The sequence below is a fragment of the Alkalihalobacillus bogoriensis ATCC BAA-922 genome, assembly GCF_000621445.1.
In the GTDB taxonomy this organism is placed as follows: Bacteria; Bacillota; Bacilli; order Bacillales; family Bacillaceae_F; genus Bacillus_AO; species Bacillus_AO bogoriense.
Window position 1 is genome coordinate 145,495 of the sequence record NZ_JHYI01000010.1, and the last position, 26,998, is coordinate 172,492.

The following is a 26,998-nucleotide window of genomic DNA, read 5'->3' on the forward strand; positions in this document are numbered from 1 at the left end:
AAAAAACACATCTAGTAAAAATACTAGACGTGTTTTTTTATTTGCTTTCATTTGCAGGGTTTAAAGAAGTCTCAGCCATATCAGCTAGGTCTTGTGCATTTTTACTCATTTCTTGAATGGTTGCTGTAAATTCTTGAATGGCACCCGCTTGATTATCTGTTAATTTATTAATATCCGTAAAGGATACATTAAGCTGTTGTAGCAATTGTTGAATAGTATTTGTAATCTCATTAATTTGATTTACATTTTCTTTGGAGTTAGTTGCTAGCTTTCGAATTTCATTGGCGACAACAGAAAAACCTTTCCCAGCATCGCCAGCACGAGATGCTTCAATCGCGGCGTTTAAGCCGAGTAAATTACTTTGGTCTGAAATGCCTTTAACAACAGAAGAAATTTGACCAATTTGCTCAGCACTCGTACTGACATTTTTCATTTGTGTTGAAACATCTGTTACTTGTTCCGCTAGAATCGAAACAGAATCACTAATATCTTCAATCGAAGCTGCTGTTTGTTCAACAATAGCTGAGAAGCTTTCAGCCATTTCAAATAATTTATTCGCTTTTTCAAGACTCGACCCTAACCCGATTCCTCCAATCACCTTGCCTTTTTCATCATGTATAGGAATAGCACGGGCAATTAAAGGAAATCCGAATATTTCTTTTGGAACAAGCGCTGTTTTTTCAGTATTTCTCCGAATTGCTTCTGTAATAATATCCCCTTCAGCAAGTGGATCACCAGGTTTCACATTTAACGAAAATGTTTTACCGGGAATATTAATGAGTAATTTTTCTGTATCATATACTCCAACTGTAATATCATCTTGCACGAGCTTATTTAAAAATGGTGCAACTTGCACAAACGCTTCGAGGATATTATTTTTTTCTACTTGTATATTTGTCATTTGAACACCTTACCTTATCATTTTAATATGGGAATCTTCGTTGTCCATAATGGATAGAAATCCATTTAAATGTTGTAAACTCATCTAAACTCCATTCGCCATTTAAGCGACCGATTCCAGATTGTTTCTCTCCACCAAATGCAATAATCGGCTCATCATTTATGGTGATATCATTTACATGAATCATACCCGTATGAACTTTTTTCGCCATTTCTACGCCTCGCTCTATATTAGCTGTATGAATGGCACCGCTTAGACCAAAGCGTGTATCATTTGCAAGTTCAATTGCTTCCTCTTCCTTTTCAAACGGCATAATACAAACGACCGGTCCAAAAAGCTCTTCTTGTGCGATTGTCATCGTTGGTGTGACATCTGTAAAAATTGTTGGTTCGACTAATCGGCCTTCTATTTTTCCTTTTAATGCTATTTTTGCACCTGATTCAATTCCTGTTTCAACTAGATGTCTAAGTGCATCCGCTTGTCGATTATTGATAACTGGACCAATAACAGTGTTTGGATCTTTCGGGTCTCCGACTTTAAGTGAAGCAACTTTTTGTACAAATTTTTCAACAAACTTATCATACACTGGCTTTTGGACTAAAATTCGATTAGCCGACATACAAATTTGTCCCTGGTGTGTAAAGCGACTAAAAGCAGCCGCATTAACAGCGTAATCTATATCCGCATCATCCATAATGATAAATGCACTGTTCCCACCTAGTTCTAATAAAGGCTTTTTAAAATGTTTCATTGCAACTTGTCCGATATAACTACCGACTTTTGTAGACCCTGTAAAAGAGATAATTCTTGGAATTGGATGTTCAACAAAAGCATCGCCAATTTCACTAATATCTGTAATGACTACATTTAATAAACCTTTAGGTAAACCAGCTTCTTCAAAAATTTTCCCTATTAAAGTTCCACCTGTAACAGGAGTATCTTCATGTGGTTTTAATACAACACCATTTCCTGCACCGAGAGCTGGAGCAACGGATTTCATAGATAAGAAGAAAGGGAAATTAAAAGGACTAATGACCCCAACAACACCTATAGGTGAACGGTACAAGCGATTTTCTTTGTTATCTTCAACCGATGGTAATATTTTACCTTCCATACGAAGTGGGAATGTTGCGGCTTCCTTAATCATATTTTTCACTAACCATATTTCAAAGTTGGCTTTCACCCGAGTTCCGCCTAACTCTTCCATAATAATTGTGACAATCGCTTCTTCATTTTCTTCAATATAGCGAACGGCATTTTCTAAAATATCACGTTTCTTGTAGGCATTGACTTTATCCCATTTAGCTTTCGCTTCAAATGCTGATTGATACGCCAAGTCTACATCTTCAGTTGTGGCGATATTTACAGTTGCCAATACTTCATCATTATAAGGATTTATATTTTGAAGTTTATTTGAACTCTTTCCTTGTCTCCATTCTCCATTTATAAATTGTTTGTTTAATGTACTAAAGTTTAACATAGATGACCTCCGCGTTTTAAAAGACTAATTAACCAATACTAACGAACTACACTTAAAAATTTTAACATAAAACAAAAAGAAGATAAATACATTTTTTAGAATTCACATAAAAGGAGATATATAGTAAGGTGAAGATAGACCTAGGTATTTAAAATGAAAAAACGTATTGGATAGGATATATCCAATACGTTTTTAGTCGTTTACGGATTTGTAGACCAGAGCCCTGCTGATTTAATAAAGACCCTCGGGTGCAGTTTTAATTGCGCAACGATAAACTCCGCTAAATCTTCTGGTTGCATGACTTTTTCAGGATTACCGTCTGTTAAGTTTTCTTTAAAGGCAAGTTCTGTCGCTACTGTACTTGGTGTAAGTGCGGTAACACGGATATTATGCTTGCGTACTTCAAGGGCAAGGGATTCCGTAAGTCCTAGTAAGCCAAATTTAGATGCACTATACGCACTTGTAACTGGTGCCCCTTTTTGTCCGGCAGTGGAGGAAATATTAATAATATCCCCACCATTTTTTTCGATAAGTTGTGGAAGAACTGTTCGAGTAACATAATAGACACCCATTAAATTAATATCAATGATGTTTTTCCACTGTTCTGGTGTTAATTCAAGAAATCCTCCAAATGTTCCGGTTCCTGCATTATTTATAACGATATCAAAAGCGCCTAGCTCTGCAGTTACCTTTTCAATCGCACCCTCTACTTGTTCAAGTGATGAAACGTCTGCTGTCGCGTACGCCACTTTAGCGCCTAATGCTTTAATTTCATCAGCGACTGCTTGTAAATCACTTTCTGTTCGAGCAAGTAAAGCAACATGAACGCCTTCTTTAGCTAATGCGATCGCTGTTGCTTTTCCAATTCCTTTACCTGCACCTGTGACAAGAGCTGTTTTTCCACTAATTGTTTGTCCCATAAGAAAATCACCCTTTCTTTTCATCCATATACTAACATTATGTATGATGAGGATTTTATCATACAAAACCGAAATACGAATGTCAAAAGAGATGCTTATGAAGTTTTTCTACTCTTCCCCATATTTAATTTTATATATTTTCGTCATGGCTTGAACACGGTCAGTCACGTTCAATTTTTTAAATATGTTTGTCACGTGATTTTTTACGGTATGGACACTAATCGTTAACGTATCTGCCACTTCTTGATTATTTAATCCATCTAGAATAAGTTTTAATATTTCTTTTTCCCTTGATGTTAATGCTGTCAGTTTTGTGATTACACTCGATAAGTCAGATAACTTTTCGATTTCTTTTTCACTGATGTCCTTTGTTCCTTCTGTTGCTATTATAGATTTGTCTATCATCTTCACTTTTGAAGGTTCTACTACTGTATTTAAAGAATTGATTGTATTAATCTCGTTGGTAATGTTTCGTGTGTGTTGTGGATTCATTTTAATCAAACCGGCAATCATTTCAATGGTAACAATGGTTTCATTGATGAAAGTATCGTTTACTAATTCTACTGACAGTAAGCCGTATAAAGAACCTTCATAATATAGAGGTTGATGAATCCATTGTTTATCCACGTTTCGTGAAAAAGTCGTGTTTTTTTTGAGCTCGTCTAAAACTTTTTCATGAGAGAGAGCTAAATCATCATTAATACGACCACGGTAGATTCGTTCGCCAGACAAAAATGTAAAACAACAAAAATGACCTTTAGTTAAAGTTGAACAAAAATCAACTATTTTATAGATAAAACCTTTCAAGTCAGACGAATGTATATATACATCGATTAAGTCAACCCAACTATCGAAAACAATTTGTTTGTATTCTGCGTTTGAAATCTTAGATAAGGTTGTAATTTTATCAGAAAAGAAAGTTGGAAGTAGCTTTAAAATGTTGCGTTCGTATGTGGAAAAATCCCTCATAACCGATGTCCCGCAAAAAAATAGTCCGACGACTACGCCTTCATTAAAAATCGGAGCGCAATAGATCACTTTTGGTTTTACTTGATGACGTAGAAAAAAGTTAATTTTATGTTCATCGCCATTATTCGTCCAGTGAATTTCTTTTCCAGTAATAATGGCATTTCCTAGAAGCCCTTCTCCAATGTAAAATGATTTTCCTTCCAACAATGGAGCATTAGGTCCTTTTATCGTATTAATAGAATACATGCCTTCTGTATTTTCGGTCGCATACCCAAAGAAATCATAGTCTAATAAAGGAACAAGTTGTTTACCAATATTTGAAATATATTCATTAATATTAACAATGCCAGCTGCTCTTTTCGCAGATAAAAACGTTTCGATTAAAGTTTGTTCAATCTTTTCTTTTTTCTCTTGGTCAGTCAGTAAAGAAAGAAATTCATGTAACGATGCAAGTTTTTTTAATGAAAATTCTTGTTGCTCAACAAGAGTTTGATTCATTTTTGTACTGTGAATTAGCGTATTCTCATTAAAAGGACCTGCTAAAAGAAACAATTGGTTTTGAATAAATGGTGTTACAAAATAACGGTATTCTCCATCTAGTCCATTTGCAATTGTCGGCTTTTTAATATATTTGGCAATAGCAATGAACTCCTCTATTTTATCTAAAGAGGTTTCATGAGAGTGTGAGCCACCAAATTCTTTGATACCGTTACGGTTTATTCCATAAATAGGAAGATTCAGAACGGTAGAATATGTTTCGATTAATTCGTTCATTTGATGTTTCATGTAAAGAAGCCTCCAAAACCTAATTGTTATCCTATATATCGGGATGTTTAGCATATAATTGACTGGAAACAGAAAGAAAAAGAGTCGTGCCAAATGTCACACCTTTATCCTTGGCATTTGGCCGCGAAGGAAATCGCTCATTTCGACTCAAAATACTGTTCTGCTTCTTCTAACGTCTGAAATAAACTCATAAACGTATCAAACTTTACGATTTCAAATATTTCACTTATAGGTGGCTGAATGCCAGCTATAACAAGCTCTTTATCGTTTTTCTTTGCGTTCATCGCAGCATGAGCAATAATACCTAAAGCTGAACTATTTAAATACACAACATTGCTTAAATCGATAATAATGTAAGGTTTGACATCAGTAACGACACCTTCAACTAATTGTCTGAATTTTTCTGTATTTTTTATCGTAATCTCTTTTTTTACATGGACGATATTCGCTTTTTCTTTTTGAATGACGATCATAGTTATACCCCATTTTCTTTTATAATCAACAACTCTACATCCTCTTTGTCTTTGCGGATTTCGACTAAGTCTACAAATTGTTGGATAAGAAATAACCCTCTCCCACGAATTCCTGTATTTACCTCTTCTTGTTGAGCAAGTGTAAATTCGCCACCCTTTTGTTTCACACTCAACTCAAAGCGGTTGCTTTTTACTTTCCACTTGACTTTAAAAAAGGAAATATTTTGGTGCTGACAATATTCCAAAGCATTTGTACATGCTTCCTCTGTTACAAGCTGTAGTTTTAAAATCATAGTGGTAGGAAAGCCATATTTTTTTGCTAAGTTAGCAGTGCAGTGCATTGCCTCGATGATTTGTTGTTCTGTTTTTATCTTTTTCTCTATAATAGTCAAAAGCCCCACTCCTACCATCCTTACTTCTATACGATGTCCATCATCCTGTCAAACATCAGATGAAGTGGTACTTGTTTATCTACAAGCCCCGCTTCAACAACAACCTTTGGCATTCCGTATACAATACAGGTTTCCTCAGATTCGGCTAATATAGTACCACCATGTGATTTTACCGATTTACATCCGCGCAAGCCATCATCCCCCATTCCTGTCAGAATAACTGTTAGAAGTTGGTCTTTTGTTTGGTGTGAGACAGAAAGTAAAGTGACATCAACGGACGGTTTATATAATGTCTCAATGACGGAGGATATTTTTAATTTAATGGTATAACAATCTTTATCTAATTTTTGTATTGTTGTTTGCAACCCTGCTGGCGCAATGTAAACTGTCCCTTTCTGAAGGATTTCATTATGTTCAGCTTCTTTTACATGTAATTGACATAAATTGTTAAAACGTTCAGCTAATGGTTTTGTAAACCCTGGAGGCATATGTTGAACGACAACAATAGGGATATCAAAATCGGCAGGGAATCTTGTTAAAATGGTTTGAAGAGCAGATGGCCCACCTGTTGAACTTCCAATTAAAATCAATTGTTTTTTTAAAGACCTTTGCTTTTTTGTTAATGTCGTCTCCATCGTTTTTTCTGTTCTTACAATCGGCTTAGGAAGCTTGGCTTTAGCCGCGATAAATAATCGCTCATAAAAGTCTTTTTTTATCTCGATGTTTTTTTCTTGAATTAACGATTCTTTTATAACGAAGTCAACCGCCCCTAATTCAAATGCTTCGAGTGTCGATTCCGCCCCATTGCTTAACATGACTACAGGTATTGGAAATTCTGTCATGATGACTTGTAATGTTTCTAAGCCATCAAGTTCTGGCATTTCAATATCTAATGTAATAATATCAGGCTGCAATCTTTTTATTTTTTCAATGGCATCAATGCCATTCCGTGCTTTTCCAATAACATAAAAGTTTGGGTTTTCTTCAATAATGACCCCAATTGTTTTTCGCATGAAAGCGGAGTCATCCACAACCAACACACCATATTTTTCTTTCATTCATGTTACCCCTTTCGATAATAGAAGGTTCCATTTGTGCTGATTGTTTCAAAACCAATTCCCATTGTAGATATATTTTCAGCATGCCCTAAAAATAGAAGTCCTCCTTGTTTTAATGAGTGGTAAAAAGAGGTGGCGACCTTCTTAATCGTTTCCGTATCAAAATATATAAGGACATTTCTGCAAAAAATCACATCAAACTGTTGTTGTTGTTTCATGCTATTTTCATCAAGTAAATTTAAATATTGAAAAGAAATTCTCTCTTTAATATGATCAGCAACTGTATAGTCAGTTTCATTTTCAATAAAATAGTCTTGTAACCACCTTTGTGGGATGCGGCGGAATGAGAGTGAGCTTTTACTATATTTCCCTTTATTTGCAATTTGTAAAACGCGCTTATTAATATCAGTTGCTACAATCTGAATTTGATGTAAAGGAAATACGGCTGAATCCAAACTCGTCATCGCTAATGAATACGGTTCCTCTCCCGTTGAACAAGCAGCACTCCAAATTTTAATTGGGCGTTCTTCTTTTACTAATGTAGGGAGAACCACTTCTTGAAATACAGAAAGTTGCTTATCTTCTCGATAGAAATACGTTTCATTAATCGTTAGCAGTTCTACAATAATATCCCACTCTTTTGGGGTGTTTTCTATAAATTGCATATAATTCCATAATGACATATTCATTTCCTGTAAACGTTTTGCTATTTTAGTTTGCAATGAAGGTAAGTTTTGCAAATAATTTAAACCGCAATACTGATAGACAAGTTGTCCAAATTGGTTAAGTGCAAAGTTTTCCATATCACTTCTTCCTTTATTTCGTAAATTTTTGGAGGAGGCCGTGACTTTGTCCCAGCCTCACTCATTCTTTTACCTATTTAATCGCATGAATATAAGTTTCTAGTTGTGATTTCTTATCTTTCATCTTTTTCGCTATGCTAGCAAAAGCTTCTACTTCTTTGTTGCTTCTCGTAAACAAATGATTCACTTCTCGAATCGACATTTCGATGTTTCGAACTTCATCTTCTTGTACTTTAGTCGCATCTGTGACTTCATCAGCTTGCCGTTTGACAGACTCAATAAGTTTTACAACTGCTTCACTATCTGATGTTAACGCTTTTGTTGATCCTGTTACATTTGTCATTTGTCTTGCGATATTACTAATGCTTTTTACAACTTCTTCAACCCCAACTGTTTGCTCTTTCGTTGATTGTGTTACAATATCAGCTTGGTTTGTTATATCTGATACCATATTCACGATTGAACCAGCTTCTTTCGCTTGTTGCTCAACAGCTTGGTTAAGTTGTAACATTTGTTCTTTTGTTTTCTTAATTTCAGAGGCAATTTCTTCTGCCCCTGCTGCTTGCTCAACAGTTGCTGTAGAAACTAATTCTGCTTGATGTGTTACACTATCAACAGCTTTTACGATTTCTTCGGCTTGTTTTGCTTGTTCTGTTGTTGCAACAGTCATTTGTTTTACTTGCTCGCGGGAATCTTCTACGCCGCTAATAATTTCTTCTACACTTGTCGCCTGTTCAATGACCGAATTTGTTACTTGACTTGCTTGTGATGTCACATTTTCAACAGCTTTTACAATTTGTTGAGCTTGTTTTGTTTGCTCTTCTGTTGCAACTGTAATTTGCTTGACTTGCTCTCTTGCATTGACAACACCTTTTATCACTTCTTTGGCACTTGCACGTTGTTCTTCTGTTGCTTGAGAAACTTGTTCCGCTTGTGACGTTACATTGGCCATGGAAGAAACAATGCTTTCAGACTGCTTTGCTTGTTCTGATGTTGCTGCTGTAATTTGTTTGACTTGTTCTCTTGCATTAACAACACTTTTTATAATATCTTCCACACCAGCCGCTTGTTCTTTCATCGCTTGGGTCACTTGGTTTGTTTGATTAACCATGCTAGCTACGTCACCAATAATGGATTGTGCTTGTTTCGCCTGTTCCGTTGTCGCAACGGTCATTTGTTTCACTTGTTCTCTCGCGTTTTGAATGCCAACGATAATTTCGTCAGCAGCTACCGTTTGTTCTTTCGTAGCTGTCGTGACAAGCTCGGCTTGTTTTGTGACATTCGAAACGAGTTCTACAACATTTGTTGCTTGTTTCGCTTGTTCTGTTGTCGCAACGGTGATTTGTTTGACTTGTTCTCTTGCATTTGTAACGCCTTTAATAATTTCTTCGACACCAGCCGCTTGTTCTTTTACTGCTTGTGTGACTTGTTCTACTTGAACTGTCATATTTTCAACAGAGGAAACAATTTGTTGGGATTGTGTTGCTTGTTCCGTTGTCGCATCTGTAATTTGTTTGACTTGTTCTCTTGCGTTAATAACGCCTTTAATAATTTCTTCCACACCAGCCGCTTGTTCAACTGTCGCTGCAGTTACTTGTTCTGCTTGATTTGTGACATTTTCAACTGATTTTACAATCGTTTGTGACTGTTTCGCTTGTTCCGTAGTTGCTGTTGTAATTTGAGACATTTCTGTCGTTATATTTTCAACACCTAATACAATTTGAGTAATGGCTTCACTTGCTCGGTCTGAAAGTTTATACCCGTGTTCTACTTTTTGTTCGCCTACTTCAATCGCTTTAATCGCATCAAATGTCTCTGCTTGAATTCCTTTAATAAGTCCTGCAATTTCTTTAGTTGCAGACGCTGTACGCTCAGCTAATTTTCGAACTTCATCAGCAACGACACTAAACCCTTTTCCATGTTCCCCTGCTCTTGCGGCTTCAATCGCTGCATTTAAAGCAAGTAGATTTGTTTGTTCTGCTATGTCATCAATGACTTCAATAATACTTCCAATTTCATCAGAGCTTTTTCCTAAACTTTGCATCACTGTTGATGCTTGTTGTACGACTTCTCCAATTTCCTTCATTCCGTCTACGGATTCCATAACGGATTCTTTTCCTTTTTGTGCATCGACTGCAACGGTTGTCGTTAACTTATTTACATTTTCCGCATTCCCGGCGACTTGTTGAATGGAAGCGGCCATTTCTTGAATAGAGCCATTTGTCTCTTTTGCTGATTTTGTTAGGCTTTCTGCGTTAACAGATACTCCTTTGACCGATTTTCCCATTTGTTCGATGGAAGCTGATACTTGCTCAATCGAACTTGCTGTGTTTTGTGCATTTCCAGCGACTTGTTGAATGGAAGCGGCCATTTCTTGAATCGAAGCTGATACTTCAATAGACGACAAATTTAATGAATCCGCGTTTGTAGCTACTCCTTTTACTTGACTGCCCATTTCTTCAATGGCTGCAGACACTTCTTCAACAGAACCAGCAGTGCTACTAGAATTCGCTGCGACTTGTTGAATGGAAGCCGCCATTTCTTGAATAACATCATTTGTTTCTCTCGCTGATTCGGTTAAGCTTTCGGCATTGGTAGAAACTCCTTTAATAGAACTGCCCATTTCTTCAATGGAAACAGATATTTGTTCCACTGAACCAGCGGTACTTTGAGCATTTCCAGCAACTTGTTGAATGGAAGCGGCTAATTCTTCGATAGAAGCACTTGTGTTTTCAACAGAGACAGCCAATGTTTCGGCATTGCCTGCAACTCCTTTTACTTGGCTGCCCATTTCTTCAATGGCGGCAGAGACTTCTTCGATAGAGCCTGATGTACTAACGGCGTTTTTTGCAACTTGTTCGATTGAAGCGGCCATTTCCTGCATATTTTCATTTGTTTCTACTGCTGAAACTGTTAAACTTTCTGCATTTTTTACGACTTGTTCAATGGAAGCAGCCATTTCTTCGATGGCAGCGGATACTTCTTCTACAGATGCTGTAGTACTTTTTGCATTACCAGCGACTTGTTGAATCGAGGCCGCCATTTCTTGCATTGCATTACTAGTTTCTTTCGCCGAGGAAGTTAAACTTTCTGTATTTTTCGATACGTCTTTAATCGAACTTGCCATTTCTTGAATAGAAGCAGAAATTTGTTCAACTGATGCTGCTGCTTTGCCTGAGTTTCCAGCGACTTGTTGGATGGAAGCGGCCATTTCTTGGATCGCTTCACTTGTCGTTTTCGCCGAAGATGTCAAGCTTTCTGCATTTGTCGCCACACCTACAATTGATTTACTCATTTGTTCCATTGCGGCTGTAATGTTTTCAATTGATAAAGAAGTATTCGTTGAATTTCCTGACACTTGTTGAATGGAAGCGGCCATTTCTTGAATGGAGCTTGAAGCACTTTTCGCCGAAGATGTTAAACTTTCTGCATTACCAGCAACTCCTTTTATTTGTCCAGCCATTTCTTCCATTGCAGCAGTAATTTCTTCTATTGATGCTGAACTACTAGTTACATTTGTATCTAAACCGGTAATAGACTTTAAGATTCCTTCCAATGAAAGGAAAGAGCGACTTGTAGTTTCTCGCAAACTTTCTGCATTTTTTACTACACCTGAAATAGACTTTGAAAGAGATGACATCATAGAACCTGTTTGTTCAAGCGAAGATGCTTGAAGATCATTCCCTTTTGACATTTGGTTAATCACTTCTAGAATATGGAGAAGTTCTTGATCTAACTCGTTTGTTGTTTGTAATAACGGACCTTTTTCAACTTTTGATCTAGTAAAAAAACTCATAATTTTTTCCTCCCAATTTGTATTCTCATATTGTTTATACTTCAATTTTTTCTTCGATGAGTTGTTTATGAACTTGGTTATGAATTTCATCAAATTCTAATATTAAAACAACACGATTATTCAATCGACTTATTCCTTTTATTAAGTTTGCCTCGTTGTACTGGTTCTCTTTTGGTGGTGTTTCGATCGATTGTTTATTTGTTTTTAACACTTGAGACACTTCATCCACGAGGAATCCAATGTCTTGTCCTTTATTTTCAACAACGATGACACGTGATTTTTTCGTTAATGGTTGTAACGGTAAGTTGAATCGTTTTCGTAAGTCAAATACAGGTAACATTCTTCCTCGTAAATTAATAATTCCAAGTAAATCTTCACTTGCATTTACGACTTTTGTAATCGTTGGAACAGAAACGATATCTTTTGCACGATGAATTTCAATTCCATATTCTTCGGTATCGAGTTTAAAAGTAACAAATTGCTGTTCTTCATCTGTTTCCGTTTTTCTTATATTTTCAGTACTTTCAAGATCCTGTGTTCCTTGTTCTCTTACAATAAACGAAACATCGAGAATTAAAGCGACACTACCATCCCCCATTATTGTTGCACCAGCAATGTAAGCTGGGGAACCAATATAAGGACCAAGTGATTTAATAACAACCTCTTGATTTCCTATCGTTTTATCTGCAATAATCCCAATTCGTTTATCTGCTATTCCGACAACAATGACAAACTCTCGCTTTTTCGTTTCATCATGAGAATCTTGGTCGGTTATGCCTAGTTTTTCTTTCATTCTGATTAAAGGGAGAACTCGTCCCCTCACAAGCCCAACTTCCTGTTCTTTAATTGTTTGAATATCGACTTTATTAAGACGGATGATTTCCAACACGTTGACAAGTGGAATAGCAAATGTCTTATGGCCAAACTTGACGAGTAGTGAGCGAATAATCGCTAATGTAAGTGGTAGTTTAATCGTAAATGTTGTTCCTACACCTACCGTTGAGTCGATATCGATAATTCCATTCAACTTTTCAATATGTGCTCGAACAATGTCCATTCCGACACCTCGACCAGAAATATCCGTAACTTTTTCTGCTGTTGATATTCCAGACTTGAAAATAAGGAATATCGCATCTTTCTCATTTAATTTACTAGCTTCTTCTTCTGTAATAACGCCTTTTTCAATGGCAGTTTGTTTAATTTTATCTGGGTCGATCCCTTTCCCGTCATCACTAATCGAAATGACAATATGGTTTTCCTCATGTGCGGCACGAAGCTGAATTTTTCCTTTTGGTGGCTTTCCTTGTCGTTGCCTTATTTCATGTGGCTCTATTCCATGGTCAATCGAGTTTCGCAATAAATGAATAATCGGGTCGCTAATCTCTTCGATTAATGTACGATCTAATTCGGTTTCTTTCCCTGTCATGATAAAGTCGATTTCTTTGTTTGCCTTTTGAGCTGTATCTCTAACCATTCTTGGGAACCTGTTAAAAAGTTGTTCAATTGGCAACATTCTCGTTTTCATCATCCCCTCTTGCAGCTCGGTAATGACTCGACTTAAATGGTTCGTTACTTCATCAAGAACTTCAATATCATCTTCGTGTTTTGTATGTCGGTCGGATAATCGCCCTCTTACATCAACAAGTCTTGTTTGATCAATGACAAGTTCACCGACTAAATTCATTAAATGCTCTAGTTTATCTACATCAACGCGCACGGTTGGATTGATTTTTGTTTTTCCACTTTCCAGTTTTTCTGTACTCTCTACTCTCGTTTCTTCTTGTTCGTTTCCTGTAGCTTCATGAGTATTCTCTATAATTGGATGGGATAGGTTTTCTTCTGTTATTTGATTAATGTTCACGGACTTTATATCTGAAATTTGATTGATGATTTGCATAACTTCTTGCTTTGTTTGCATCGTTAAAAGGATAAAACGCATTTTCCCATCAAAATGTTGGTTGTTCTCGATATCGTCAACAGAAGGGGTGGAAGCGATAATCTCTCCCGCTTCTTTTAAGTTATTATGAATGAGTAAGGCACGTACGTTTTTCATTAACGCATCATTTACAAGAGAAATCGATATTTCTAATGAGTTATGTCCTAACTCAAACCCACTTAAAATCACATTTTTTTCGATTTCATTAAATGGGTAAGTTAACTGATCTTCTTTCCTTCGTTTCTTTTTTTGTTTTGGTCCCACTTGGTCATCAGTGAAGACGGTTAATTTTGCGATATTCGGTTCAATCTTTATCGATTCTAATTCGCCGTTGATTATCGCTTCTTTCATGACTTTAATAAAATCGATACTTTCAAATATGACGTTAATAAGCTCTTGACTTACGTCTAGTTTTGATTGGCGCACTTGCTCAAACACATTTTCTAAATGATGTGTAAATTCTTTCATCTGCTCAAATCCCATGGAAGCAGATGAACCTTTTAATGTATGAGCAGCTCGAAATATGTTTTGAATCGTTTTTTCATTTTTCGGTTCTTTCTCTAGAGTAAGAATTTCTGAGTTTAAGACTTGAAGTTGCTCTTCGACTTCATCTAGAAAAACACCAAGGTAAGCTGATAAATCAAAATCGGTCATAATGCACCTCCTATCCTATTTGTTGCTTTTCATATAAAACCTTTTCGAGGTTTAAAATTCCAATGACTTGTCCATCTTCCTTTGCGAACCCCATAAAAATATCTTCATCTAGCTTTTGACCTGGTGTCGGCTCTACATTTGTTTCATCAAACTTTGTTACCATTCGAACTTCCTCTACCATCAGTCCAATATTTTCGTTTTTTCCTTGGACAATGACTACTCTGTTTTTCTTATGTTTAGTTGGTATCGGTAAATTAAAACGCTTATGCAAGCTGACAACAGGAATAATTGATCCTCTTAGATTGATGACACCTTCAATCATTTCGTCAATCCCTGGAATAGTTGTTATTGTAGGTACTCTAAGAATTTCAACAACTTCTTTAATAGACAATGAGTACAATTGTTGATTGACGGAAAACACTACAAATTGAACTCCACCTATGTCGGTAGTGACTATCAATTTGAACGCCTCCTTTACGATAGTATTTTTCTTTTGTATATATGTATTGTGAAGTAAACAAATAAAAAAAACTATCGTAAATGATTCCTAAGACCTATACGTTCAACATGGTCCAAGATAGTTTTGAGGTACTATTTAACTAGTGAATAAATTGACAACTTCTAGGAATGGATTCCTTTACTCCTTTGTATAGATAAAGTGAATATAACAATGAAAAAAACTGCTATACCCCTACTATGTTCCTATGTGTTTTTAGTGCCCTAACAAATCATATTTTCCTACATAAGAATAGAATGAGGAATTTTTTATGAAGGGGGTCAACATGAGAGCATTTAACTATACAGCATTAGGTGATTCATTAACTGTAGGAATAGGAGCTTATCTTTCAGCAGGATTTGTAGAACGTTTTGCAAAAATGTTGGAAAGAACAATAGCATTCCCCGTCTTAACCGAAAAATATGCCAAAAATGGCTTAACATCACAAGAGCTTGTTACTATGATTCAATCATATGAAATTACAAATAAATTGCCCTTTTCAGATGTAATTACGATTTCAATTGGAGGAAATGATTTAATTGCTGCAAATAAAGCTTTTACTCAAACAAGCGACCCACATTATTTTGTAGAAGCTTTAGAACAATTCCAAAGAAATGTTAGTTTTATTAAAGAGCATATTGAGGCAGTCCAATCTGTTCAAAGACATTCCAAAGCGCAAATTCGATTTATTGGATTATACAATCCTTATCGTAATTTGCCCCATAGTGATTATTGGGTTCAGCAATTTAATAGTGTATTACAATCTATGTCTTCCCCAACTGTTCAAATTGTTACGATATACCCTGCTTTTAAACAATACGGGTCAAAGGTATTATCCTTTGGGGGAATTCATCCAAATGGAAAGGGCCATCAACTCATCGCAAATGAACTGATGCGATCATTGTCATGACTAAATAGCTGACTCCATTGAGTCAGTTATTTTGCATGTCCGAATGAAAATATAAAACGAAAGCTAGTGACGAAGTTTCACTTCCTACAAAAAAAGCTGACTCAATCGAGTCAGCTTTCTCTTCTTAATCTTTAAAAGAACGGACGTGGCCTTACACCTGGTTGAGCGAAGCCGTGGTGACCATATCCACCAAATCCTGCTCCTGGAAATGCGCCGTGTCCTGCAAACCCTGCTCCTGGATGACCAGCAAAGCCACCGTGCCCTGCTCCAAAACCAGGTCCATACATAGGTGCACCACCGAATCCAGGACCAAAACCAGGACCGAATCCACCTGGACCAGATAAAAGACCGCCACCTAAAAATCCTAATCCTGCACCAAGTAATCCTGCACTTAATGGGCTAAATCCAGCTCCAGCAAATCTTGCTTGGTCTGCTGGTACGTGATAGTCATATCCATACATTTGTAAATCTCCTCCTATAGCGAATTATGCCATAATGGCGTTATTAATTTTGTTTACATTGTAGCCTATGGGAAAATAACTACTTTTGTAATAGACAAACGCCTTTATTTGCATAATTAATGAAAGAGCCTATACAAGTACAAATAAATCGGGACATGGGTATATTTTATTGAGATATTATATCTCGATATCAACACCAATACTGTCAATTCGTCCTACTTCTTTAATAAAAGAAGCAACAGCTTGATGGTCTGGATTCGAAATGTAATGTTGTAATGCTTCTTCATTTTCAAAGCGGACCGATAAGACAACTTGGTAGTCCTTACTTTTCTCTTGCAAATTAAGACCAGCATGGATTTCAATAATGCCAGGAAGAGTATGTAAGGCTTTAAAACGAGTGATTACTTCATGCAATTGTTCTTTTGTTGTTGTTTCAGCAAATTTAATTAAAACTGTGCGGTTTATCATTTGTGGAACCTCTTTTCATTATAGTTTCGACAATATTCTATCTTAGATTGCAAGAGGTTGCAAAGAAAACCCTCAAACACTATGTTTGAGGGTGAATTTTATGACTCGTTCGCTTGTTCTTTTGCAATCGAAACAACATTTTCTTTTCCGTCAGCTTGATTCGTTTTCATGAAACTTTCTCCACGGAAATAACCGTTTTCTTCTATAATAATTGTCTTCATCTCTGCCGTACCATTTAATCGACCCGTTTCAAAAATATGAATTTTTTCCTCGATGTTCACATTTCCTTTTACTTCTCCGGCAATTAATAAGTTTCGTGCTGATATTGAATGTTCAACATAGCCACCTTTTCCTATCGTAACGTCACCTGTACATTTAATTTCTCCAAGGACTTTTCCATCAATCCGTATACTTGATTGAATTTGCAACGTCCCTTCCACAATTGTATCCGCACCAATAATGGTTGATAATTCATTCACTTTTTTTTCATCTTTTTGTTGTTTTGAAAACATGATGACTTGCCACCTCTTTTCTTTTATTTATCTTTTTCATGAAAAGTCATATAGTCGTACGGGTCGATCACTTCTCCATTGCGGCGAATTTCATAGTGAAGGTGAACACCGGTACTTCGCCCAGTCGTCCCCATTCCAGCAATCGTATCCCCTTTTGTTACTTCATCTCCGACTTCAACATCAATTCGGTTTAAATGTGCATACAATGTCTCATATGTATCATCATGTTTTATCCGAACGACTAGTCCATAACCACCATCACGTCCAGCATATGTCACTTTTCCATCTGCTGCGGCAAATATAGCTGTATTTAAAGGTGCTGCAATATCTGTGCCTGAATGAAAAGCGGTCCATCTTGTAAAAGGGTCTTTCCTATTTCCAAACTGTGATGTGATTCTTCCATCTGCTGCCGGAAACAATGTCGGTACGGTCCTTAACTGTTCTTGATACTCTAATAATCGGTCATAAGTATCTTCAAAATTAGCGATCAAATCTGGGAGTTCTTGTTTAATTTCAATGAGACGACTAGATGTTTCTGTTGGATTTTTCGTATCGATATCATACTTTATGCCACCACTACCGCCATTTTGCGTTGTGTCTGAAGAACCAGGCATATCTAAATTTAGTTCACTAAGCTGTTCTTCAAACTCTTTAAATTGTTCAATTGATGATTGAACCGCTAAAGCGTCTTTTTCCAACTGATTATATTGTTGTTGTATGAGTGCAATTTCTTCGTCTTTTGCTTGAATCGTTTGGTCTTTCGATTCAAGTTCCCCTGTTAATTGTGCTTTTTGGTGTGTCATCAGCCCGATACTCGAACTTAAACCAATAATGGTAAAAATAAGGATGATAGGGCATGCGATAGTAACATAGACTAATAGTTTTGTTATACTAAACTGTTTAACAGGTGCTAGTGGATCAGCTGTCACGGTAATTGTCCATGCTTTTTTTTGTTTCTTTTTCAATGTATTCCTTCTTTTACTACGGAGTAAAAGAATTAACCTCCTTCCCTACGCACAAAATAGTCGTTATGAAACCATAACGACAGAAATCTTCTTTATTCTATCAAAAAAATCATAATACAACAAAATCAGTTTTTGGAAATAAATATAGGACTCATTTCTTATAAGTGTGATCAGTATGACTTACGAGAAAAGAAATTGTGAGAAAAGATGTAGAAATTACGAAATAAAGTTGGTCAATAACAAAAAATTCCTAATCTTAATCGAGTTGGTATGTATAGTTTAACAAAATAATTAGTGATAAAAGACTAGCAGTTATTTTATAATTCTCAAGAAAATTGTCATTTTAAGCCGTTGTTTCTATCTTACAATTGTTTCAGACATAGTCTACTATTTCACACATATAGTATATAAAAGATTTGTAATATGGAGGGGCATGATGTGAGAAATCAAACAAGCTATACGATTACGTTTATAACGATTCGAAATACGATCGTGTCTTTTGTAGTTGGGATGGTTTTTATCTTTGTTATAACCGGGTTTATCGCTACAAATGCTTACTCTAGTTCGATGAACAATGCTTCTTCAAATATATCTGGTGAGCTATTAACGTACGTGTTATCATTTGAAAACTCCTATTTTGGACAAGCGCTACCAGAACAATTTGAACCCCCTTCCACGTTAACTCTTGGATTTGAACTAGCTACAAATATAAAGCCTGATGATATTCGAACATTAATTGGAAATGAGATTCCTGGTCTTTCAACTTTTAATACACGAATCATTGTTGCTGGGGAAGGAACCGATATTACAAATATGCCGATAGAATCACCACCGGCGTTAGAAGTGTTAATGGAAGAACGAGAAGCGTCCATGATAGATTTGGAGGAATTAGAGAAGTTAAAACCGAAAGAAACAGTGCAAGAAAAAGGACATCAACAAGTGTTTATCCATCATACTCATAGTTGGGAATCCTTTCTTCCTCATCTTCCTGGCGTGAAAAACCCTGACCGTGCAACACATAATGAAATGAATATTACGTTAGTGGGCGAACGACTTGGAGAAGAGCTAGAAGCTAGTGGTATTCCTACCATTGTAGACAAAACAGACATGACGTCAAAGCTTCACAGTCGAAATATGAAATCTGTTCAATCGTACCGTTTATCTCGTGAAATTGTAGAAGAAGCCATTACAGAAAATAATGATATTATGTTTATATTTGACTTACATCGAGATTCATTAAGAAAAGATAAAACAACGGTCACGATAAATGGCGAGAAATATGCAAGAATATTATTTGTCATTGGTGAAAGTCATGAAAATTATGAGTTAAATGAACAGTTTGCGAAGGAATTACATGATAAACTTGAAAAGAAATACCCTGGCCTTAGTCGCGGTGTTTTTGGAAAAGATAAAACGACAGGAAACGGTGTATACAATCAAGACTTGGCCGAATCCTCAATTTTAATTGAATTTGGTGGTGTTGATAATTCTCTAGAGGAAAATTATCGTGCGACAGCAGCTTTTGCGGAAGTGTTTAGTGAAGTGTACTGGGAGCAACAACAAAACTAACAAATAAAGCGTGAGAAGTTCAAAAGAATGTTTCTTATGAACTTCTCAAATCCCTTACCGATACCGTTCTTCTTTAAATGGATTTGCTGTCATTGAATAACCTAACTCTTCCCAAAAGCCGGCTTCATCTTCTTTCATAAACCGAATACCAGATACCCATTTCGTTCCTTTCCATAAATAAAAAGAGGCTGGTGGTATAAAACGAAGTGGGTAACCATGTTTTGGGCTAATATCTTGCCATGGGTGATTATCATCTTTCCACCGATAAACAAACAACGCATCATCACCTAAAAGTGGAGCGATTGGCAAATTCGCTGAGTAGCCAAAACGGTCACCATTGTAATAGCCAAATATTTGAATAAAGTTTACATTTTCCTTTACGTTCACAAGATTGAACAACTCTTTAAATGCAATTCCTTCAAATGTTGTTCCGAACTTTGACCATGTTGTCACACAATGCATATCAATGGTCGATATTGTTTTTGGTAATGTCATTATTTCGCTATAGGATAATGTTTTCTCCTCTTCTACTTCACCAAACAACTTGAAATCCCAAGTTTCTTCATTAAATTTATAAACATCTCCTTGATGAAGGACTGGCCAGCTCTCTGTTTCAAATTGCCCTGGCGGCAATGTTTTTTTCATATGTATGAAACCTCCTTTTTCCTGTTGTTCTCTTTCCATCATAATGATTTTTCATAACAGTAGAAACCGTTTTCTTTCCCTTGATAATGCATTTCTCCTACGTTAGTGTAGCCATTTTTAAGAAAAAGTTGTTGCGCTTTTTTGTTGAGTGAGTACGTATCAATTTTCATATATTGAACCCCTATTGATTTTGCGTAGTTTTCAGCAAACTGAATAAGTAAAGTGGCAAGTCCACCTTTACGAGAAGATGGGTTTACACATAACCGATGAAAAACAACCGCTTTCCGGTTCGGATATGTCCATGATATCGCATTGTATTCCTCAGCTTCGTTTTGGTCAATTGTAATTGAACCAACAATTTGTCGCTCTTCTTCTTTTACATATAAGGACCCTTGTTCAAGATCCTGTTGAAATATTTGAGAAGTTGGGTACTGCTCATTCCACTGGTCATTCCCTTCTTCCTTCATGACAATAATCGTATCGTTTACTATTTGTAAAATATGAACCAAATCATCTTTATTTGCTTTTCTTATCATTTGTTTCCCTCCAGTTAAAGCTACCTTGATTATAGCAAATGCTATTAAAAAAAGGTTGTATACTGTTTTCCTGGACATAGGAAAAAAATATGATATAAAATAAAGAGTAAACAAACAATAATACATCTACATAATAATATAATATCAAGTTTACGTGCCGTCACGTTTTCACCGTCCACTATCAAATGAAAATAGGTGATTTTTATGTGGTTAACCGTAAAAGAAAAACAATATTTGGCTCATTTATTAGCAAAACAAAAAAAGAAATTGTTTTTATCAAAACAAGAAAAAGAAACGATTCATACATTACAGCAAAAATTCAAACAAACAACAGCAAATCAAACGGTCAATGAAATTAAAAAGCCGAAACTATAACTCTTTTGATTTTTAAAGACAAAACCGCCTTTAAAGTCAATTCTTCAAAGGCGGTTTGTTAATATATAAGAAAGCATAGTAATTTTGGTATAGGAATGAAGCTTTGAAAGCTTATTCTAGAAGAGCGAAACTATAAAATAGTCGACTTGTGTATAACATTGCTCTAATAAATTCTAAGAATCAATTAGGGATTTGGAGTACTATGAGACAAGTTAGAAAAGGCGCAAGTAAATCATTCAACACTTGGGTCGGGTTTATCGTGTTAGCGATTTTGTTGTAGATGGTAAGTAAGCGGCCATGAAAACCGTTATTTGTGAACATTGCTAGCGTTTTGGAACGTTGGTGGACACAGGAGCAGTTAATCATAATATTACGCTAGGAAGAGAGTGGCTTTTGCGTCAATAAGCGCTCCTGTGGCCGCTAAAAAACGGAAACCCGTATCATGTTCACAAATAACGGCTGCTCTGACCGCAAAAACGAGATATGTTCGCGTGTCCCAACCTTGAATTTGTTCTTTTTATTGTTACATTTTCCTAAACTGTTGGAGGTGCTTTTTTGCGTCTTCAATAAAAGGGTCTTTCGTCTCTTCAAGTAGAATATTGATATATGGTTTTTTTTCATTTAACCAGGAGAATATATATTCGTAATTTAACAATCCTTTACCGACGGGAACACCTTTGATTGTATCGTTTTCAATAACAAAATCTTTCGCGTGTAAGATGATCATCCGATCGCCAAATAAATCAAACACTTCATCAATAACTTCTTCCTGGTTTTTATAGTTAGAAACCGTTAAATAATTGACAGGGTCGTAAATGACTTGAAGATTATGAGAAGGAATGGCATCTAATAATCGTCGCATCGCCCGAGGTGAATGAATAGGGTGACAAACTCCCCCTTCAATTCCAACAATAACTCCGAATTTTTCAGCTTCCTTCACTAGTTCTTGAACACTTGCCACAACCTTTTGGAACACCTCATCCGTAAAATTCTTTTCTGTGTATTGAATATCAGCAAACACATTGCCTGTCTCTGTTCCAACGATACTACAACCGAAGTCTCTTGCGAATCTAAGATGCTCTTTAAACCGTAATAGACTATTGTTTCGTTCTTTTTCATCTGGATGGATTATATTAATATAGCAACCTAATACGGCAATTTGTATATGATGCTGTAAAAAAGTTTGTCCGATATAATGGGCCAAACCTGGGCTTAAACTTCCAACGCTTGTGTTTATGGATGGAAAAGATTTTGCTAACGCTAGTTGAATACTTGAAAACCCTTTTTTTTCGATTATTTTAGCTAATTCCTCGACATTTTGACTGTCAATATCATGTGCTCGAATCCCTATATTCATTTGCTCACCTTACCTTTATTAAAGACTTGGTTTTGTGTTTTTAGTGTAGTTTGAAAAAACAGGAACGGTCAACATAAACAGTGATAAATTAGTAATAATAAAAGGATTTTGTTGAAATTCAAAAAAGAGCTGACCCATAAGGTCATGCTCTCGTTATCATTAATCGTAATCAACATAAATGATTTCTCCTGTATAGGCATCCACATAGATTTCAACATCATCATTACTGTTCTCAATTTCTACCTCATATACGAGTTTGCCATGTTTCGTTTCTAGTTCAATATCATCAATATATCCATTCCCTATATGTTGTAACGCAAGCTCCCCTGCTTTTTTGGCTGTGATCTTTTCAGAATGAGGAGATCCATTTGACGCAGATTTATTATTTTCACCGGATTGGTCATTATTTTTCACGGTGTTTCTCTCATTTTTACGAGTAAAATCATCATCGGTATAAACCACTTCACCTGTCATCGCATCAATATAAACGTCAATATCATCATCTTTAAACTCTAGCTCAATTTCATACACGTAGCGGCCAAACTTAATCTCTAATTCAATGTCATCCACCACTCCTCCACTAACAAATTCTATTGCTAATGATATGGCTTTCTCTGGAGAGATTTTCATATTGCTAAGAACGGGTGTTTTCATTAGATTATCGTCAATGGATAAAATTTCGCCAGTGTACGCATCAATTTCAAAATCAAAGTCGTCATCATGATATTTTACTTCGACCTCATAATATAGACGTCCATCATCTTTCTCCAATTCTACTTCTTCTACTTTTCCATTTAATACATCTAATGCAATTTGAATCGCTTCATCCTTTGACAGAATGCTCTCAGAATCATTTTTATTTTCCATTTGTGATTGCATTTCTGGTACGCTAGCATTTGAAGCTGTGACCATTTGTTCACGAATTTGAATGGGATTCCCAGATGCAAATGTGACGGCAGCCCCGCCTAGTACAAATAGTCCTGTCATGACAATAATGGATTTTTTCATTTTTGTCTCCTCCTTGTTTTTTGATTACAGTTATATCTTATACAAGAAAGATGAAAACCCCATTAAAGGAAAATGAGAATTTGATGAGAAAACAAAGAAATATTTCTTAATCCCATTCAATTCCAATAACTTCCCCTGTCAATGCGTCAATATAAATATTGGCTTCTATATCTAACTCATCATTTTCAATTTCAACTTCATATACGAGTCGTCCCTCTTTTTCTTCTAGTTCAACATCATCAACTTCTCCTTGCACGTGGTGTAACGCAATGTCAATCGCTTGTTCTCGTCCAATGGGTTCGGTATTTTTGATTGTGTCTTCTTTTGTACTAACAGAATAAAGTAATACATCCCCTGTAATCGCGTCAATTTCATATTGACCTATTCCATCAGGTTGATTGACTTTAACAACATATATTTGTTGTCCGCTTTCTTCCTTTGTTACAAGGTTAATAATTTCAGAATTTGGCCCGATTAGCTCTCTTACAATCTCTTTAGCTTCTTCAACATTTAGCGGAGAATGCTCAGCACTTGGTTGTTCTATTCTCTCGTCAGTTGCTGATATTTGTGTCATTGATTGAATAAAACCAGTGACAGCATCTAACACAATGGAATATGTACCAAATGCGGATTGTAATTCAACTTCATAAATAGGAGAATCATCATCATGAACAGGATGTATAGTAGACACATATCCAGAAAAGCGGTCTTCGAGTATCATTTTTACTTCTTCTTCTGCTAATACGGGATCGTCTGAACGAGAAAAAAAAGAAAAAAGCAATATAATGAGGACACTAATACTTACGATAAAGGCAATAACATACAATTTTTTCATCTCTACTCACCTTCTCCTCGGGGGAATACAACAATAAACGTAGTGCCTTTTCCTTCTTCACTTTCTACCGTTATCGTTCCTTTATGAGCAGCAACAATCGATTTTGCAATGGATAAGCCAAGACCAGATCCACCTGTTTTCCTACTCCTCGCTTTATCTACTCGGAAAAATCGTTCAAAAATATGAGGGACATCTGATTTGGGTATTCCAACACCGAAATCACTCACAGATAGTTCTACTTTATCTTTAATTGCGCTAATATACACTTCAACTTCTTTGTCACTATACTTTAAACCATTTTCTAAGAGGATAAAAAGCAGTTGGTTAATTTTCCCTTCATCTCCTATAAAGGATGGTACATTTTTTTCCTTATACACGAAAATGTTACGCTGATATGCGGTGGCTAATCGATTGGCAGTTTCTTCTGCTAGTATATTTAAATTAATTTGTTTTAGATTTATATTAGTTTCATTTTCGCCTGTTGCAAGTGCCAGCATTTGATTTGTCATGTCTTTCATTCGCTGTGCTTCAGAATGGATCGCATGTACTGCTTCTTCTAACACATCAGCTTTTTTCATCCCCCATCTTTTTAATAACTTGGCATAGCTTTCAATGACGGTTAATGGTGTTTTCAACTCATGTGAAGCATCCGACACAAATTGCTGTTGTTTTTCAAAGTTTTCTTTTAATAAATCCATCATATGATTAAATGAAATCCCCATTTCGTCTAGCTCATCTTTTGATGTTTTATTTACTTCGATTTTTTTGAATTCACCACTCTGTTGTATGTCATTCATCGTTTGAACTAACGCTTTAATAGGAAGTAGTATAAATCGACTTAACGCTTGACCAGCGAAAAACGAAGGAACGATAATACACAATGAAGCAATAACAAGAATATATTGTAATCGACTAACTGTTTCTTCATAAATAACCATTGGCTCATTTATTTCTAATGTCACAATTGAACCGTCCACCCAAATCATGGGAGTACGAGCGACTGCATAATGATTTCCTTGAAATTCAATTTTTTTTATTTCATCTTTGATGGCATACTGCGTTGCTATATTATTTAAAGGGATTTGTTTCGTTAACGAAACAACCGTTTGGTCTTGTTCATTAATAATTCGAAGCATCCCATCATTTGGCACAAAAGCTCGTAGAAATTCATTCGGATTTGTATTTTCGACATTCTCAAGTTGAATCGATTCGACAATGGCATGTGTGCTTGCTACTGTACGATCCAATTCTGCTTTTGTTGTATAACTTTCGAAAATAAAATAAATACTTGTGTTGACGATAATTAATAATAAAAGTAAGAAAAAGGTTGAAACAAAAGAAATTCGATGCGAAAGCTTCATGATTCAAGCTCCTTTAGTACATATCCTACCCCTCGCACTGTTTGAATGTATGGTGATGTAAACGGTTTGTCGATCTTTTGTCGTAAATAACGAATATATACATCAACGACATTTGTGTCGCCAACATAGTCAAATCCCCATACTTTATCAACAATTTGTTCTCGCGTTAGCACCTGATTTGGGTGTTGAAGCAAATAAATCAGAAGGTCAAATTCCCTTGGTGTTAATTCAATTTTCACTCCATTACGCTGAACATCTCTTGACCCAATAGTTACTTGTAAGTCTTGAAATGATAGGAGTTTCGTTTCGTTACTTTCTTGTTCTTTTCGAACAGAAAGCCGTATACTTGTGCGAATTCTTGCTAGTAATTCTTCAATTTCAAATGGTTTTGTCACATAATCATTTGCGCCTTGATCAAGTCCTGTAACTTTATCAACAACTGTATTTCTTGCCGTCAGCATAATAACAGGGGTAAGATCACCAGCACCTCTTAACCTTCGCAAAACCTCCATACCACTTAATTGAGGTAACATTACGTCTAGTAATACTAAGTCCCAAGTTTCTTTTTGAAGCTTTTGCCACGCTTCTATCCCATTTTCTGCAATGTCAGTTTCATAGCCTTCATATTCAAGCTCTAGTTTAACGACCCGAGCAATATTAACCTCATCTTCTATAATTAAAATCCGTTCTTTACCCATTGTAAACATGTCATCCCTTCTGTCTTTTACAATATTACTATTACATGATTTTTAAAAAGAGTAAATAAATATGGTTAACAAAAAATATAGGAAAACGAGGGAGTGTCTTTTCGTTACGCGCAAGTGCGCAGCCTTTGCTCTTCTAGATTAAATTTTCAAAGCTTCACTGCTATTATATTTTTATACTTCCATGTATGTAAAAAAACGAACTAGGCCCTGACCTAGTTCGTTTTTCCATTATTCTTATAGAATATCTAATTCTACTAATAATGCGAGTAATACTTGAAGCAGGAGTTGAAGGTTTAATGCTACTTGTGTGTCAGTAGTTGTTACTTCTACGCCTTGGGAATTATCGATTACAATTTTTTGTGATGTTTCTTGACGTGTTTTTGTATATTGCATCAATTCTTGAATAATTGATTCTGCTTTTGAACTGTCTGCTACAGTAATGCTAATAACAACAGCTATCGCAGCTTGGAGTGAAGCTTGTAGAGATATCGCAGCTTTTGTATCTGTTGTGCTAACAGTAACATCTGAAGAGTTCATAATATGAATTAATTCTTCAGAAATTTGAATTTCTTTATTTGCTTGTAGTGCATCTTGCTCGACTTGGTTATTCATTGAAAAATCCTCC

At 35.9% G+C, this 26,998-nt stretch carries 26 protein-coding genes; 3 read left to right on the forward strand and 23 right to left on the reverse strand.

The features are described 5' to 3' along the window. Nucleotides 1-37 precede the first annotated feature (37 nt). From T323_RS0102975 to T323_RS0103025, 11 genes are all read right to left on the reverse strand, one after another. A complete protein-coding gene (locus T323_RS0102975) occupies nucleotides 38-901 on the reverse strand; it encodes a methyl-accepting chemotaxis protein (protein ID WP_026671948.1) in 864 nt (287 codons plus the stop codon). A gap of 22 nt (nucleotides 902-923) precedes the next feature. Further along, on the reverse strand, nucleotides 924-2,381 hold the full coding sequence (yfmT, locus tag T323_RS0102980; RefSeq protein ID WP_026671949.1) for a benzaldehyde dehydrogenase: 1,458 nt from the start codon (nucleotides 2,379-2,381) through the stop codon (nucleotides 924-926). 200 nt (nucleotides 2,382-2,581) lie between these two features. Next, nucleotides 2,582-3,301, reverse strand: coding sequence for a 3-ketoacyl-ACP reductase (locus T323_RS0102985; protein WP_026671950.1), 720 nt, complete (start codon nucleotides 3,299-3,301; stop codon nucleotides 2,582-2,584). A 108-nt stretch (nucleotides 3,302-3,409) separates the two neighbouring features. Then, entirely contained in the window at nucleotides 3,410-5,056 is a 1,647-nt protein-coding gene (locus tag T323_RS27770) for a LuxR C-terminal-related transcriptional regulator (RefSeq protein ID WP_026671951.1), read from the reverse strand. 137 nt (nucleotides 5,057-5,193) lie between these two features. Beyond that, complete coding sequence (locus tag T323_RS0102995) at nucleotides 5,194-5,529, reverse strand: STAS domain-containing protein (protein ID WP_051556328.1); 336 nt, start codon at nucleotides 5,527-5,529, stop codon at nucleotides 5,194-5,196. A 2-nt stretch (nucleotides 5,530-5,531) separates the two neighbouring features. Then, on the reverse strand, nucleotides 5,532-5,921 hold the full coding sequence (locus tag T323_RS0103000) for an ATP-binding protein (RefSeq protein WP_051556329.1): 390 nt from the start codon (nucleotides 5,919-5,921) through the stop codon (nucleotides 5,532-5,534). 26 nt (nucleotides 5,922-5,947) lie between these two features. Then, nucleotides 5,948-6,979 carry a protein-glutamate methylesterase/protein-glutamine glutaminase gene (locus T323_RS0103005; RefSeq protein WP_026671954.1) on the reverse strand — a complete coding sequence of 344 codons (1,032 nt, stop codon included), beginning with the start codon at nucleotides 6,977-6,979 and terminating at the stop codon, nucleotides 5,948-5,950. 5 nt (nucleotides 6,980-6,984) lie between these two features. After that, nucleotides 6,985-7,782: a CheR family methyltransferase gene (locus T323_RS0103010; protein WP_026671955.1), complete on the reverse strand. Its 798-nt coding sequence runs from the start codon at nucleotides 7,780-7,782 to the stop codon at nucleotides 6,985-6,987. 73 nt (nucleotides 7,783-7,855) lie between these two features. Further along, nucleotides 7,856-11,578 (reverse strand): methyl-accepting chemotaxis protein, encoded by a 3,723-nt coding sequence (locus tag T323_RS25820; RefSeq protein WP_051556330.1) that lies wholly within the window; start codon nucleotides 11,576-11,578, stop codon nucleotides 7,856-7,858. A gap of 34 nt (nucleotides 11,579-11,612) precedes the next feature. Next, nucleotides 11,613-14,168, reverse strand: a complete 2,556-nt coding sequence (locus tag T323_RS0103020; RefSeq protein ID WP_026671956.1) for a chemotaxis protein CheW — start codon at nucleotides 14,166-14,168, stop codon at nucleotides 11,613-11,615. 10 nt (nucleotides 14,169-14,178) lie between these two features. Then, on the reverse strand, nucleotides 14,179-14,628 hold the full coding sequence (locus tag T323_RS0103025) for a chemotaxis protein CheW (protein WP_026671957.1): 450 nt from the start codon (nucleotides 14,626-14,628) through the stop codon (nucleotides 14,179-14,181). 322 nt (nucleotides 14,629-14,950) lie between these two features. Here T323_RS0103025 and T323_RS0103030 point away from each other — a divergent pair, with 322 nt between their 5' ends. Further along, nucleotides 14,951-15,574: a GDSL-type esterase/lipase family protein gene (locus T323_RS0103030; RefSeq protein ID WP_026671958.1), complete on the forward strand. Its 624-nt coding sequence runs from the start codon at nucleotides 14,951-14,953 to the stop codon at nucleotides 15,572-15,574. Between the two features lie 131 nt (nucleotides 15,575-15,705). Here the strand turns inward: T323_RS0103030 and T323_RS25825 are convergent, their stop codons facing one another. The 4 genes from T323_RS25825 to T323_RS27775 form a co-directional block, all read right to left on the reverse strand. Next, the gene (locus T323_RS25825) at nucleotides 15,706-16,035 is read right to left on the reverse strand and encodes a hypothetical protein (protein ID WP_180320837.1); all 330 of its coding nucleotides are present in this window, start codon (nucleotides 16,033-16,035) and stop codon (nucleotides 15,706-15,708) included. A gap of 177 nt (nucleotides 16,036-16,212) precedes the next feature. After that, nucleotides 16,213-16,503: a Dabb family protein gene (locus tag T323_RS0103040; RefSeq protein WP_026671959.1), complete on the reverse strand. Its 291-nt coding sequence runs from the start codon at nucleotides 16,501-16,503 to the stop codon at nucleotides 16,213-16,215. 98 nt (nucleotides 16,504-16,601) lie between these two features. After that, on the reverse strand, nucleotides 16,602-17,015 hold the full coding sequence (locus T323_RS0103045; RefSeq protein ID WP_026671960.1) for a bactofilin family protein: 414 nt from the start codon (nucleotides 17,013-17,015) through the stop codon (nucleotides 16,602-16,604). A 23-nt stretch (nucleotides 17,016-17,038) separates the two neighbouring features. Continuing rightward, nucleotides 17,039-17,980 (reverse strand): M23 family metallopeptidase, encoded by a 942-nt coding sequence (locus T323_RS27775; protein WP_051556332.1) that lies wholly within the window; start codon nucleotides 17,978-17,980, stop codon nucleotides 17,039-17,041. Between the two features lie 438 nt (nucleotides 17,981-18,418). Here T323_RS27775 and spoIIP point away from each other — a divergent pair, with 438 nt between their 5' ends. Beyond that, nucleotides 18,419-19,549, forward strand: a complete 1,131-nt coding sequence (spoIIP, locus tag T323_RS0103055) for a stage II sporulation protein P (RefSeq protein WP_245613673.1) — start codon at nucleotides 18,419-18,421, stop codon at nucleotides 19,547-19,549. Nucleotides 19,550-19,603: 54 nt separating this feature from the next. On the opposite strand, the gene T323_RS0103060 is transcribed toward spoIIP, so the two are convergent. After that, the gene (locus T323_RS0103060) at nucleotides 19,604-20,194 is read right to left on the reverse strand and encodes a molybdopterin-dependent oxidoreductase (RefSeq protein ID WP_026671962.1); all 591 of its coding nucleotides are present in this window, start codon (nucleotides 20,192-20,194) and stop codon (nucleotides 19,604-19,606) included. 38 nt (nucleotides 20,195-20,232) lie between these two features. Next, entirely contained in the window at nucleotides 20,233-20,730 is a 498-nt protein-coding gene (locus T323_RS0103065) for a GNAT family N-acetyltransferase (protein WP_026671963.1), read from the reverse strand. Between the two features lie 204 nt (nucleotides 20,731-20,934). Between T323_RS0103065 and T323_RS28695 the strand changes: the two genes are divergently transcribed. Continuing rightward, nucleotides 20,935-21,105, forward strand: coding sequence for a hypothetical protein (locus tag T323_RS28695; RefSeq protein WP_156942380.1), 171 nt, complete (start codon nucleotides 20,935-20,937; stop codon nucleotides 21,103-21,105). A 523-nt stretch (nucleotides 21,106-21,628) separates the two neighbouring features. Here T323_RS28695 and T323_RS0103075 read toward each other — a convergent pair. The 6 genes from T323_RS0103075 to T323_RS25835 form a co-directional block, all read right to left on the reverse strand. Continuing rightward, the gene (locus T323_RS0103075) at nucleotides 21,629-22,462 is read right to left on the reverse strand and encodes a sugar phosphate isomerase/epimerase family protein (protein WP_026671964.1); all 834 of its coding nucleotides are present in this window, start codon (nucleotides 22,460-22,462) and stop codon (nucleotides 21,629-21,631) included. 159 nt (nucleotides 22,463-22,621) lie between these two features. Continuing rightward, complete coding sequence (locus T323_RS0103080; RefSeq protein ID WP_026671965.1) at nucleotides 22,622-23,470, reverse strand: PepSY domain-containing protein; 849 nt, start codon at nucleotides 23,468-23,470, stop codon at nucleotides 22,622-22,624. 106 nt (nucleotides 23,471-23,576) lie between these two features. Continuing rightward, the gene (locus T323_RS0103085) at nucleotides 23,577-24,305 is read right to left on the reverse strand and encodes a PepSY domain-containing protein (protein WP_026671966.1); all 729 of its coding nucleotides are present in this window, start codon (nucleotides 24,303-24,305) and stop codon (nucleotides 23,577-23,579) included. Between the two features lie 2 nt (nucleotides 24,306-24,307). Continuing rightward, nucleotides 24,308-25,666, reverse strand: coding sequence for a sensor histidine kinase (locus T323_RS0103090; protein ID WP_026671967.1), 1,359 nt, complete (start codon nucleotides 25,664-25,666; stop codon nucleotides 24,308-24,310). Continuing rightward, nucleotides 25,663-26,364 (reverse strand): response regulator transcription factor, encoded by a 702-nt coding sequence (locus tag T323_RS0103095; protein ID WP_026671968.1) that lies wholly within the window; start codon nucleotides 26,362-26,364, stop codon nucleotides 25,663-25,665. Before T323_RS0103095 ends, T323_RS0103090 begins: the two co-directional genes overlap by 4 nt. Nucleotides 26,365-26,607: 243 nt before the next feature. Then, the gene (locus T323_RS25835) at nucleotides 26,608-26,985 is read right to left on the reverse strand and encodes a spore coat protein (RefSeq protein WP_051556334.1); all 378 of its coding nucleotides are present in this window, start codon (nucleotides 26,983-26,985) and stop codon (nucleotides 26,608-26,610) included. Between the last annotated feature and the right edge of the window lie 13 nt (nucleotides 26,986-26,998).